Here is a 12,645-nt window from a genome sequence, read left to right on the forward strand (position 1 = left end):
CTCGGCTCCGCCAGGGGCGCTTTTTCTTGGCCCGGCCCATGGCCTCAAACGGCCAGGATCAGCGGACAGTGAGCCGGCGCACCCTCGGGAAAACACCAGCAATTCACTGCAATTCGCTTGATATCGCCCAAACACAACCGTTTGCACCCCGGACTTACCCGCAAGCGATCCTTTGAACAAGGGGGGGCCGACCTATACTGAAAAACTGATTTGAGCGATGCCCGTCTCCCCAGCGGGCGCAGACCCCGAGTGACGAGCAAACCCCAGCACAACCCCGCCCCTGGCCGCGCGCAGATGGCCGATATTGCCCGCCTGGCGGGCGTGGCGGTCTCCACAGTTTCACGCGCCCTGGCCGGCAGCCCCCTGGTCAACGAGAAGACCCGCGCCCGCGTGGCCGAGCTGGCCGCCTCGCTGAACTACTCGGTCAATGTGGGTGCGCAAAACCTGCGCCTCAAACAAAGCAACACCATCGCGGTGATCGTGCCGCATGAGGCTTCGACCGGGCAAAGCCTGTCGGACCCCTTCTTTCTGTCCCTGATCGGCAGCATTGCCGATGCCTGCACCGCCCAGGGTTTTGACATGCTGCTCTCGCGGGTGGATGCCGAGCATCTGGACCGCGCCGGCCGGCCCTACCAAACGGGTCGGGCCATGGGCATCATCTTGATCGGCCAATGGCATCACCACGACCAGCTCAATGAGCTGGCCATGCGCCGCGTGCCCCTGGTAGTTTGGGGCGCCAAGCTGCCCCAGCAGCTCTACTGCACCGTGGGCAGCGACAACCTGGAAGGCGGCCGCCTGGCCGTCGAGCATTTGCTCGCGCAAGGCGCGCGGCATATCGCCTTCCTGGGCGACCCGAGCCTGCCCGAGATCTCGCAGCGCCATGAAGGCTATTTGCTGGCCCATGAGCGCCGCGGCCTCAAGCCCGATCCGGCCCTGTGCCGGCCCGTGCCCTTCATCAGCGCGGCGATCGACGCGGATATGGACGCCTTGCTGCAAAGCGGTCAGGCCCTGGATGCCATCTTTGCCTCCAGCGATCTGGTGGCGATGACGGCCATCAGCGCCCTGCGTCGCCACGGCCTGCGCGTGCCCGAGGACGTGGCCGTGGTTGGTTACGACGACATCGCCCTGGCCGTGCATTACCAGCCGCCGCTGACCACCATACGCCAGCCCATCGTGGCGGCCGGTGAGGCCCTGGTCCAGGCCTTGATGGCCCAGCTAGGCGGCGAGCGTGTGCTGCCCATCGAGCTACCCACCGAGCTGGTGCAGCGCCAGACCTCGCGCCTACCCACCAAGCTCAAGGCCGCCAGCAAAACAGCGGCCTGAGCCCTTCATCAGCTGGCCCCTAACTGCCTGAGCCGGTGTCTACTTGATCACAAAGACCGGCACCGGCGCCAGCGTCAACACCTTCTGAGCCACGCTGCCCAAGAGCACGGCGTCCAGGCCACGGCGGCCGTGCGAGCCGATGACGATGAGATCGCAGCCCGCGCTCTTGGCATGCTCGACGATGGACTGGGCCGGCCCATGTTCGCGCAAAACATGGCTGGCGTAAGCCACGCCGGCCGTGGTGGCCGCGTCCTCCGCATGTTCGATGCCTTGCTTGGCGCCGGCCTCGGAGGCCTCCATGTAATAACTCATGGCCTCGCCGCCGCTGTCGGGGAAGTAGATGAAGGGCGAGGGGTCGATCACGCTGACGATTTCCAGCGTCGCGCCATAACGTTTGGCCAGATCGGCGGCGACCAAGGCCGCACGTTGGGCGGTGGCAGAGCCGTCGGTGGGGATGAGGATCTTGTGGAAGAACATGGTCTGAGCTCCTCGATGCAATCGATAAACGGGTTTGAGCTTTCTAACATGCTCCACCCACGGGCACCTGCGTGGCTTGTCATACATCAACAGGCGGCGCTTTGAGCGGCGGGCTAGTGTGGTGTTTCATGCTGTGTGGAACTTAATAAAACCGATGGATTTGGCCCTGTGGCAAGGCGCAAACCGCAGACATAGCCGTTGCTATGGCGAGGATTTGCAACGCGGCCATGGGGGCAAAGACGCGGTTTTATGTTCCACACAGTGTGAAACACCACACTGGTGTTTCGCTTCAGCCCAGCGGCAAGGCGGCGCTGCTGCGCAGGCGTTGCAAGGCCAGGCGCAGGTCCAGGGCATCGCTGCTGGCACGGTGGCGCTTGTGCGGGCTCTCGGCCCGCACCTGGCTCAACACCTCATGCCAGCGCAGGGCTTCGTCCTCGCTGAGCTGACCGCGCAGGTCGACCAGCTTGAACTGCGGCACCATGTCCACCGCATCGAAAAGCCGGGCCAGCCAGGGGTAGTCATAGCCCCAGGCATCGCAGACGACCAACTGGCCGCCCAGGCGTTGATTGATTTGCTGCGCCACCCAGGCGGGCGGCTTGCCGTGTCGCAAGAGCGTCTCGCGGCTGATGCCGTGCAAGGCCTCGGCCGACTCGTCCCAGTGCTGCCACTCGGGCTCGGGCTGGATCAGGGAACAGAACAGGCCGCCGCTGGCATCCACAAAACCCACCTCGATGGGATAGCTGCCACGGCCGAAGCCCGAGGCTTCCACATCCAGAATGGCAGGCAGGGTCATGGGCGCGGTCCCGTACAGCTAGGAAGACGCTGCCGAGTTTACGCGTCAGCTTCTGCCCGGAACTCAGGGTTGACGAGGGGCCTTGGCCATGCCTTCAAAAAGCTCGATGGCGGTGCGCGCCACCTTTTGCGTGTCGTAAAAGGCGTAGGCACTGACGGCTGCCGCACCGGCCAGGGGCACCCAGCGGGCCACGGTTTTTTGCAGCAGCTTCTCGCTCAGCTTGACGCCGATCTTGTTGCCGATGATTTGCAAGACCTTGGCCGATACGGGCTGAATCACCAGGCGCTCGCCTACCCGCACGGCCAGATCGCGCACCGCCTGGGCCGCCGTGTGGCGAAACAGGCAGTACAGCATCTGCTCGCGTCCCAGATCGGCCGTGCGGCCGTAGAGCGCGGCGATGTCGGCCACCACCTGGCGCTGGATGCGCCAGACGGTCAGCAGCTCCGGCAAGATCGTCAACCAACCCAGCGGGCCCGGCGGCAAGGCCAGAGAGCCCGCGGCCAGCGCGGCCTTGCGAGCCGCCTCCTGGCCGGCGGCGTGGGCGGCATGGGCCGGCTTGAGCGCGGGCTCGCGTGCGGACTCGGGCCGGGTCGAGACCAGGTCCAGCAAGGCGCTTGAGACCTTGGCCGCAAAGCCGCCGTCGGCCTGCTCGGGCAGCATGGGGAGATTGCTCTTCATGCGGCTTGATTTGGGGGCGAAGCCAGCTTACGCAAGGGCAGCAGCAACAAAGCACCCAGCACCAAGACACCCACACCCACCATGGCGCCGGCCCGCACATAGACCACGCTGGACCACAGCACATATAGGCAGCAGCCCGCGAAAGCCAGGGGCAGGACGGGATAGAAAGGCACTTTGTAGGGGCGATGCACGGCGGGTTCGCGGCGACGCAGCACGATGACGGCCAGGGCGCTGAGCGTCATGAAGAACCAGTAGACCGGCGAGAGATAGTCCACCATGGTGGAAAAACCGCCGCGCGTGGCCGCGCCAAACGCGACCAGGCCTAGGGCCACGCCGCTGGTGGCCAGCACGGCAGCGGTCGGTGTGCCGCGCTTGGCGTCCCAGCGCGCCAGCTGCAAGGCACCGGCCACATCGCGGGTGGCGGCGTAGGTGGTGCGCGGCCCCGCGATCAGGATGGCGTTCATCACCGACAAGGCGGTCAGGCTGACGATGGCCACCATCAGCAACTCGCCTGGCTTGCCAAACACGGCCCGCATCAGCTCGGCCGCCGGGGCCTGGCTCTTGGCCAGACCGTCCAGACCCAGCACCTGCAGATAGGCCCAATTGGCCAGCAGATAAAGGCCGGACACCAGCACCAAGCCCCACCACAGGGCGCGCTTGATGCCATTCCTTTGATCGCGCATCTCGGCCGACAAGGTGGCCGCGTCGCTCCAGCCGCCATAGGCCAGGAAAACGAAGACCAGGCCCAGACCCCAGTTCTGTCGCTGGGCATCCACCACTGCCAAGGCCGTCTGCGGCAGATGGCCGTCGGCCACATAAACGCCGGCACCCAGGCCCAGCAGCAAGAGCCCGCCCAGCACGATGCTGGTCAGGCCCACTTGCGTGCCCATGCCTACCCGCACACCGAGCAGATTCAGCCCGGTCAGGGCCAGGATCAGCCCGGCGCCCAGCACGGCGCTGGCGAACTCACCGAGATAGGGCCGCAAATCCACCACCTGGGCCAGATAGTCGCCGAACACAAAGGCCAGCAAGGCCATGGAGCCGGTGTGAATCACCGCAAAGCGCGACCAGGCAAACAGAAAACCCAGGCGCTGGCCGTAGGCGCGGCGTAGAAAGAAATAGTCGCCGCCGGTGTCGGGGAAGCTCGACGCCATCTCGGCAAAACACAGGGCGCCGATAAAGGACAGCAGGCCGCCAAAGGCCCAGGCCAGATAGAGATCGGTGGAACTGCTGAGCGCGCCCGCCACCATGGGCGAGGTCTTGAAGATGCCGGCACCGACCACCATGCCCACGCACAGGGCGACGGCATGCTTCACATCGAGCAGGCGTTGCGGCAGAGCCACCGTTGTCGCGGGCGTGGGGGTCAGGTCTTGCGGGGGGGATTGGGACATGAAGAAAAGGACAGGAACAAGGGAGAAAGAGAGGCGCAAGCCCAGCAGCCGAGGCGAAAAACACGATGAAGACGGGGCTTGCGCGCCGCCATGCTAACCGCTGACGCATTTTTGGGCGGCGGCCCTGGCTTGTTTCAAGCATGAGCTTATTGCGCAAAGTTCTTGGTCGCCCCGCTGACTTTGCTTTAGCCTCAGCGACTTTAGAAAAATAACCAAGCCCGCCCCGCCATGCCCAAGCTCAGCCCCACCACCCAAGCCGCCCTGCTGTTTCTGGCCCTGAGCCAGGCCTCGGTTCAAGCCCAGACGCAGGCCCCGGCCACCGAACAACTAGAACAAGTGCTGGTCACCGGCACCCGGGCCAAGGACCGCACGCTGCTGAACTCACCCGTGCCGGTCGATGTGCTGAGCCAAGAAGACCTGCAACGCGCCGTGGCCGGTGACGGCAATTTGGCCGCCGCCCTGCAGACCCTGCTGCCCTCTTTCAACTTCCCGCGCCAGAGCAATTCCGGCGGCGGCGACCATGTGCGCGCCGCCCAGCTGCGCGGGCTCTCGCCCGACCAGGTGCTGGTGCTGGTCAACGGCAAGCGCCGCCACAACTCCGCCATCGTCAATCTGGAGTCCAAGACCGGCAAGGGCACGAATCCGGTGGACTTCAATGCCATCCCTGTCTCGGCCATCAAACGCATCGAGGTCTTGCGCGATGGCGCGGGCGCCCAGTACGGCAGCGACGCGATTGCCGGCGTGATCAACATCATCCTGGATGACGCCAACAGCGGCGGCGAGGTCGAAGGCACGCTAGGCGGCTTCCACACCCAATTCGAACCTACCAATGAAACCCTCAACGACGGCACCAGCCGTGAGTTGCGCGGCAAGCTGGGTTTCAGAGTCGGTGACGGTGGCTTTGTGCGCTTCGGGGCGGAGGCCGCGCACCGCGACCACACCAACCGCGCCGGCGCCGACCAGATCCCGCCCTGGGAAGATCTGACAAGCCCGGCGAATCTGGCCTTCCAAGGCAAGCGCAATTACGCACCGGGCGAGCCGGAGTCGGATCAGCTGGCGCTGTGGCTGAACAGCGGCTTCACCCTCAACCCGAACGCGCAAGCCTATGCCTTCGGCACCTGGCAGCAACGTGAGAGCAAGGGCGCGGCCTATTTCCGCTATCCGGACAGTTTCTCCAACGTCAAAGCCATTTACCCGAATGGCTACCGCCCCGAGACCACCGGCAAGAGCCGTGATCTGCAGCTGGCCGCCGGCCTGCGCGGCAGCTTGGGCGAGGACAAGGTGTGGGACTACGACGTCTCGCTGAACCTGGGTCGCAACGACTTCAGCTACGGCCTGCGCAACTCGCTCAATGTCTCGCTGGGCGCGGCCAGCCCCACCCAGTTCCATCTGGGCGACTTCGGCAGCCAGCAGCTGGGCTTCAGCGCCGATTTCACCCGGGAGCTGGCCCTGGGCCTGGCCAAACCCGCCACCCTGGCGCTGGGCGTGGAGGCGCGGCGCGAGTCCTTCCGCACCCAAGCGGGCGATGCCGCGTCTTATAGCGTCGGCCCCTTCGATGGCACACCCGGTGCCCAGGCCGGCCCGGGTCTGCAGGCCGGGGATGCGGTGGACCTGTCGCGCCATTTGATCGGCGCCTATGCCGACCTGAGCGCCGACATCAGCGAGCGCCTGTTCGCCGATCTGGCCCTGCGCGCCGACCGTTATTCCGACTTCGGCAGTGCCCTGACTGCCAAGCTCTCGGCTCGCTATTTGCTGGCCCAGGGCCTGGCCTTGCGCGGCGCCGTCTCCAGCAACTTCCGCGCGCCCTCGCTGGCGCAGACCGGCTTTTCCTTCACCGTCACCGACCGTGGCGACGGCGGCAGCCTGAGCCAGGTGCGCACCCTGCCGGTGGGCAGCGATATCGCCCAAGCCCTGGGGGCAGAGAAGCTCAAGGCCGAGACCGCCCGCAACGCCAGCCTGGGCCTGAGCTGGCAGCCGAGCAGGACCGCCTCGCTGTCCATCGATGCCTACGATGTGAAGGTCAAGGATCGCATCACCCTGTCCGAGCGCCTGAGCAGCGATGCCTTGACTCAGCTGATCCAAACCCAGTTCGGCGTGGCCGGCGTCAATGGCGTCAACTTCTTCACCAATGCGGTGGACACCCACACCCGCGGCGTCGATCTGGTGGGGCAGTGGACGCAAGCAGGCGTCCTGGGCGGCGATCTGCGCTGGACCCTGGCTTCCAGCTATAACAAGACCACGCTCAGCAATATCCGCAACACCGGCGCCGCCTTGAAAGCACTGGGCATTGACAAGCCCCTGGTCGGCCTGGAAGAAAGCAACACCCTCACCGCGGCCGCGCCACGCGACCGCCATGTCATCAGCGCCAATTGGAATAACAGCAACTGGAACCTGCTGGCCCGCGCCACCCGCCACGGCGAGACCACCCGGGTGTTCGACTTCGGCGGCGGCTTCACCCCCACCCAAACCTACGCCGCCGTCTGGCAGCTGGACCTGGAGGCCGAAGTGAAAGTCACGCGTCAATTCAGCCTGAGCCTGGGCGGCGTCAACATCACCGACCGCTACCCCACCCGTTCCGTAGATGACATCAGCTACTTCGGCAACTTCCCCTACGACGTGCTCTCGCCGGTGGGCTTCAACGGTGCGTTCTACTACGCCAAGGCGAAGTATTCCTTCTGAAGCATGGTGAATTTTGGGGACAGTCACCGGTGTGCGCTGGCTCTACAGTGAGCCCCATGAACAAACACCGGTTTCACCGCCCCTCACCCGCTTGGGGCCTGCTCTTAGCTAGCCTGCTGCTGGCCCTGGCCAGCCAGGCCGCCCCTCTGCCCGCCCCAGCGCGGGCCGAGGTGGATGGCTTGCTGAACAAGCTACAAAGCTCGGGCTGCCAGTTCAACCGCAATGGCTCTTGGTACAGCGGCGCCGAGGCCAAGACGCATTTGCTGCGCAAGCTGGACTATCTGGAAGGCAAGGACGCCATCCGCAGCGCCGAGCAATTCATCGCTTTGGGCGCCAGCACCAGCAGCTCCAGCGGCAAGCCCTATCTGGTGCGCTGCGGCAGCAATAGCACGCCGCAAGAAAGCGCGGCCTGGCTGAATGCCGAGTTGAAGGCCTTGCGGGCAAGCGGCCAGAGCAAGTAAACCCAGCAAAAGAAAGGCTGCCCCATGAACGCCATCGAAACTTGGACCGCTCTGATTTTGGGTATCGGCATCTTCCAGCTGATCCGCATTCACAGCCGCTTGTCCCAGGTGGAGGCCAAGTTACAGGCTTTGCTGCTGCACCTCAATGCCGAACCCGAGGGCAAATACCAGCCCCCATCCGATGAAGTCCTGGCTCTGGCGCGCGAGCCCAAGCAGCAGATTGCGGCCATCAAGGCCTACCGCGAGCAAACCGGCCTGGGCCTCAAGGAGGCCAAAGAGGTGGTTGACGGGCTGCGCAACGGGGCAGTGAGCGACTCAGCCCCCAAGCACTGATCGCCCAAACGACGCCGATTCGGGCGCCCAGCGCCCAAGAGAAAGCTTGTTTGGCGCCCTGCGCGACAAGGCGAAAGCCATGGCAAACCGCTCTCTTTGCTCTTTTTTCTATTTGCTTATTTCGGATAAGCAAATACCAAAACTGTTGTTCCTTGAATAAGGACTTACGGGCATCCTGCGAAGCCTTGATCCACATCGACGCTTCACGCGCTTGCCATCATGTCCGCAAACACCCGCCCGACCCAGTCCTCGCGCCGCACGGTTTTGACCACAGCCCTGCTGTCGGCGGCCCTCTTGGCCACGGCCGGTGTGGCCCGCGCGCAAGCCGCTGCGGACACGCTGCTGAACGTGTCTTACGACGTCAGCCGTGAGCTTTACAAAGACATCAACCCCGCTTTTGCCGCCGCCTGGAAGGCCAAGACCGGCAAGAGCGTGACCCTGAACCAATCGCATGGCGGCTCCAGCAAGCAGATCGGCTCAGTGATCGGCGGCCTGGAGGCCGATGTGGTGACCATGAACCAGGCCACCGATGTGGACGTGCTGGCCGAAAAGGGCCTGACCCCCGCCGACTGGCGCAAGCGCTTCCCCAGCAATGCCGCGCCCTACAGCTCGACCATCCTCTTCCTGGTGCGCAAGGGCAATCCCAAGCAGATCAAGGACTGGGCCGACCTGACCCGCGCCGGTGTACAGGTCATCATCCCTAACCCCAAGGTGACGGGCAATGGCCGCTACAGCTATCTGGCCGCCTGGGGCAGCGTGATCGCCAAGGGCGGCAGCGAGGCCCAAGCCAAGGATCTGGTCTCCAAGATTTTTGCCAATGTGCCGGTGCTGGACGGCGGCGGCCGCGGCGCCACCACCACCTTCACCCAGCGTGGCATCGGCGATGTGCTCTTGACCTTTGAATCCGAAGCCGAGCTGATCGAAAACGAATTCGGCAAGGGCCAGTTCGAGGTGGTGAGCCCCAGCGTCTCCATCGAGGCCGAAGCGCCCGTAGCGATTGTGGACAAGGTCGCAGCCAAGAAGGGCACGACGGAGCTGGCCAAGGCCTATCTGGACTTCTTGTTCACCCCGGCCGCCCAGGAAATCATCGTCCGCCACAACTTCCGCCCGCGTGACGCCGCCATCTTCAAGGCCAATGCCAAGCGCTTCAGCAATATCAAGCTGTTCTCGGTGGACCAGACCCTGGGCGGCTGGCCCAAGGTCAGCAAGACCCACTTTGCCGATGGCGGTACTTACGACCAGATCATTGCCGCCCAAAAGCGCTGATCGAATCCCGCGAGCCTTTTTGACCCGATGAACACCGCTGTTATGAATCAAGCGCCTGCCGAGCTGCCAGCCCAGGCGCCGTCGACGAAGAAGCGCAAGCCGCGCCGCGTGCTGCCCGGCTTCGCGCCCACCATGGGCTTCACGCTCTTCTATCTCTCGCTGATCATCCTGATCCCGCTCTCGGCGGTGTTCATCAAATCGGCCGGTCATGGCTTCGAGGCCTTCTGGGCCGCAGCCACCGCGCCGCGGGTGCTGGCCTCTTACAAGCTGAGCTTTGGTGCCTCGCTGCTGGCGGCCTCCATCAATCTGGTCTTTGGCCTGATCCTGGCCTGGTCCCTGGTGCGCTACGAGTTCCCGGGCAAGAAGATTGTGGATGCCTTAATCGACCTGCCCTTCGCCCTGCCCACGGCCGTGGCCGGCATCGCCCTGACCGCGCTCTACGCTCCCAATGGCTGGTTAGGTCAGCTGCTGGCGCCCTGGGGCATCCAGGTGGCCTTCAAGCCCTTGGGTGTGCTGGTAGCACTGATCTTCATCGGCCTGCCCTTCATCGTGCGCACGGTGCAGCCGGTGCTGGAAGACATGGAAACCGAGCTGGAAGAAGCGGCCGCCTCTCTGGGTGCGCATCGCTGGCAGACCTTCCGCCTGGTGGTCTTGCCCACCCTGACCCCGGCCCTGCTGACCGGCTTTGCACTGGCTTTTGCCCGCGCCGTGGGTGAGTACGGCTCGGTGATCTTTATCGCCGGCAATCTGCCCATGGTCAGCGAGATCACGCCGCTGATGATCATCTCCAAGCTGGAGCAATACGACTATGTGGGCGCCACGGCCATCGCCACCGTGATGCTGATCTTCTCCTTCGTGCTGCTGCTGGCTATTAACGGTCTGCAGGCCTGGAGCTCCAAACGTAACGGCCAAGAAGGACGCAAGTAATCCTAGATCCGGCAGTTGACCGCTCAGTTTGACTAAGAAACATCGATGACTACCACCTTCGCCCCTGTCAAGTCCCCTTGCTGTTCGGGTGACAGCGCTACGCGGCCGCCTGGCTCGCGAGGCAGTACGCAGCCTGCGTTGCTTCTCCTCGTGGGCACTAGCCCACATCGTCGGCGCGCCTTGTCCGCGCACCGTCTCGCGACCCCTTCGGCCGCGTTCAACTGCCGGATCTAGGATTATGGCTGCCGTGATTTCTTCTTCGCTGACGGCGAAACAAAACGCTGCCCTGGGCCGCTACCAAAGCAACCCCGCCACCCGCGAGGCACCCTGGGTTCGCTACACCTTGCTGGGCCTGGGCCTGGGCTTCTTCGCCCTCTTTCTGGTCCTGCCTCTGGTGGCGGTTTTCACCGAGGCCTTGCGCAAGGGCTTCGATGTTTACCTTGCGTCCATCGTCGAAGCCGATGCGGTCTCCGCCATCAAGCTGACCTTGATCGCGGCACTGATCTCGGTGCCCTTAAATCTGGTCTTTGGTGTCAGCGCGGCCTGGGCGATTGCCAAGCATGAGTTCCGCGGCAAGCAGCTCTTGATCACGCTGATCGACCTGCCCTTCTCGGTCTCGCCGGTGGTGGCCGGCCTGATCTATGTGTTGCTGTTCGGCGCGCAAGGCTGGTTCGGCCCCTGGCTGCAGGCCAATGACATCAAGATCATCTTCGCCGTGCCCGGCATCGTGCTGGCCACCATCTTCGTCACCTTCCCCTTTGTGGCGCGTGAGCTGATCCCGCTGATGCAGGCCCAAGGCCGCGACGAGGAAGAGGCCGCCACCGTGCTGGGCGCCTCGGGTTGGAAGACCTTCTGGCTGGTGACCCTGCCCAATGTGAAGTGGGGCCTGCTCTACGGCGTGATTCTGTGTAACGCCCGCGCCATGGGTGAGTTTGGTGCGGTGTCGGTGGTGTCCGGCCATATCCGCGGCATGACCAACACCCTGCCCCTGCACGTAGAAATTTTGTACAACGAGTACCAGTTCGCCGCGGCCTTTGCCGTCGCCTCCATCCTGGCCTTGCTGGCCCTGGTGACTCTCGTTTTGAAGCAATTTGTCGAGTGGCGTGCCCACGTCACCCTGAAGGAAGCCCCATGAGCATTCAAGTCCGCAATATCAACAAGAGCTTTGGCGCCTTCACCGCCCTGGGTGACGTCAGCCTGGACTTCCCCACCGGCGAGCTGGTGGCCCTGCTGGGCCCCTCGGGCTGCGGCAAGACCACGCTTTTGCGCATCATCGCCGGCCTGGAAACGGCCGACCGGGGTCAGGTCTTGCTAGACGGCGAGGACGCCTCCGACACCCATGTGCGCGAGCGCCAGGTCGGCTTTGTGTTCCAGCACTACGCCTTGTTCCGCCATATGACGGTGTTTGACAACGTGGCCTTCGGCCTGCGCGTCAAGCCGCGCAAGGAGCGCCCCAGCGAGTCCGTCATCAAGAAGAAGGTGCATGAGTTGCTGAACCTGGTGCAGCTGGACTGGCTGGCCGACCGCTTCCCGCCCCAGCTCAGCGGCGGCCAGCGCCAGCGCATCGCCCTGGCCCGCGCCCTGGCCGTGGAACCGCGAGTCTTGCTGCTGGACGAGCCCTTCGGCGCCCTCGATGCCAAGGTCCGCAAAGAGCTGCGCCGCTGGTTGCGCCGCCTGCATGACGATCTGCACATCACCAGCGTCTTCGTCACCCACGACCAGGAAGAAGCGCTGGAAGTGGCCGACCGCGTGGTGCTGATGGACCACGGCCGCGTCGAGCAAGTCGGCACCCCGCAAGAGGTGTACGAGCGCCCGGCCACGCCATTCGTCTACGGTTTCCTCGGCGCGGTCAACCGCTTCGAGGGCCAGGCTGCCGGCGGTGCCGTGCATATCGGCGAGCATCAGCTGAGCCATGGCGACAGCCTGATCCAGACGGGCCATGTGCAAGCCTATGCACGCCCGCATGAGCTGAAAATTTTGACTGCCGCCGACGCCATTGGCCTGCCCGCCACGGTGGATCGCGTGCTGAGCTTCGGCGCCGCCGCCCGGGTCGAGCTGCTGGGCCCCAATGGCCAGCATCTGGAAGCCGAGCTGAGCCGCGAACAAGCCCTGGCCTTGAATCTGCAAGGTGGGCAGAAGGTGCGGCTGAACGCGTCTCGACTGAGTTTGTTTGAGGCTGGCAAAGCAGCTTGATTTCACCCAGCCGTAGGTCGGGTTAGCCGTTTCGGCGTAACCCGACATTGCACGGCGCCACTCGGGCAGCCGTTGAAGTGTCGGGTTACGCTGCGCTAACCCGACCTACGGCTCCACATCAAAT

General features: G+C 64.4%; 12 protein-coding genes. 8 read left to right on the forward strand and 4 right to left on the reverse strand.

Annotated elements, in window-relative coordinates; genetic code table 11:
- The first annotated feature begins 249 nt into the window (after positions 1-249).
- On the forward strand, positions 250-1,323 hold the full coding sequence (locus DBR47_RS19935; RefSeq protein ID WP_370454935.1) for a LacI family DNA-binding transcriptional regulator: 1,074 nt from the start codon (positions 250-252) through the stop codon (positions 1,321-1,323).
- 39 nt (positions 1,324-1,362) lie between these two features.
- On the opposite strand, the gene DBR47_RS19940 is transcribed toward DBR47_RS19935, so the two are convergent.
- The 4 genes from DBR47_RS19940 to DBR47_RS19955 all read right to left on the reverse strand — a co-directional run bounded on the left by DBR47_RS19940 (position 1,363) and on the right by DBR47_RS19955 (position 4,662).
- Positions 1,363-1,800, reverse strand: coding sequence for a universal stress protein (locus DBR47_RS19940; RefSeq protein WP_197047180.1), 438 nt, complete (start codon positions 1,798-1,800; stop codon positions 1,363-1,365).
- Between the two features lie 289 nt (positions 1,801-2,089).
- Positions 2,090-2,593, reverse strand: coding sequence for a hypothetical protein (locus DBR47_RS19945; protein WP_124453356.1), 504 nt, complete (start codon positions 2,591-2,593; stop codon positions 2,090-2,092).
- Between the two features lie 63 nt (positions 2,594-2,656).
- Positions 2,657-3,271, reverse strand: coding sequence for a hypothetical protein (locus DBR47_RS19950; RefSeq protein ID WP_124453358.1), 615 nt, complete (start codon positions 3,269-3,271; stop codon positions 2,657-2,659).
- Positions 3,268-4,662 (reverse strand): APC family permease, encoded by a 1,395-nt coding sequence (locus DBR47_RS19955; protein WP_124453360.1) that lies wholly within the window; start codon positions 4,660-4,662, stop codon positions 3,268-3,270. Before DBR47_RS19955 ends, DBR47_RS19950 begins: the two co-directional genes overlap by 4 nt.
- 228 nt (positions 4,663-4,890) lie before the next feature.
- On the opposite strand from DBR47_RS19955, the gene DBR47_RS19960 reads away from it, so the two are divergent.
- The 7 genes from DBR47_RS19960 (at position 4,891) to DBR47_RS19990 (ending at position 12,521) form a co-directional block, all read left to right on the forward strand.
- Positions 4,891-7,341: a TonB-dependent siderophore receptor gene (locus DBR47_RS19960; protein ID WP_124453362.1), complete on the forward strand. Its 2,451-nt coding sequence runs from the start codon at positions 4,891-4,893 to the stop codon at positions 7,339-7,341.
- Positions 7,342-7,397: 56 nt separating this feature from the next.
- Positions 7,398-7,802, forward strand: a complete 405-nt coding sequence (locus DBR47_RS19965; RefSeq protein ID WP_124453364.1) for a DUF5329 domain-containing protein — start codon at positions 7,398-7,400, stop codon at positions 7,800-7,802.
- 24 nt (positions 7,803-7,826) lie between these two features.
- Positions 7,827-8,135, forward strand: coding sequence for a ribosomal protein L7/L12 (locus tag DBR47_RS19970; protein WP_124453366.1), 309 nt, complete (start codon positions 7,827-7,829; stop codon positions 8,133-8,135).
- Positions 8,136-8,354: 219 nt separating this feature from the next.
- Positions 8,355-9,401 carry a sulfate ABC transporter substrate-binding protein gene (locus tag DBR47_RS19975; RefSeq protein ID WP_124453368.1) on the forward strand — a complete coding sequence of 349 codons (1,047 nt, stop codon included), beginning with the start codon at positions 8,355-8,357 and terminating at the stop codon, positions 9,399-9,401.
- A gap of 42 nt (positions 9,402-9,443) precedes the next feature.
- Positions 9,444-10,328 carry a sulfate ABC transporter permease subunit CysT gene (gene cysT, locus DBR47_RS19980; RefSeq protein ID WP_124453370.1) on the forward strand — a complete coding sequence of 295 codons (885 nt, stop codon included), beginning with the start codon at positions 9,444-9,446 and terminating at the stop codon, positions 10,326-10,328.
- Positions 10,329-10,566: 238 nt separating this feature from the next.
- Positions 10,567-11,463, forward strand: coding sequence for a sulfate ABC transporter permease subunit CysW (gene cysW, locus DBR47_RS19985; RefSeq protein WP_124453372.1), 897 nt, complete (start codon positions 10,567-10,569; stop codon positions 11,461-11,463).
- Complete coding sequence (locus DBR47_RS19990; protein WP_124453374.1) at positions 11,460-12,521, forward strand: sulfate/molybdate ABC transporter ATP-binding protein; 1,062 nt, start codon at positions 11,460-11,462, stop codon at positions 12,519-12,521. Before cysW ends, DBR47_RS19990 begins: the two co-directional genes overlap by 4 nt.
- Positions 12,522-12,645 lie beyond the last annotated feature (124 nt).

This window comes from Paucibacter sp. KBW04 (assembly GCF_003852425.1).
Lineage (GTDB): Bacteria > Pseudomonadota > Gammaproteobacteria > Burkholderiales > Burkholderiaceae_C > Paucibacter_A.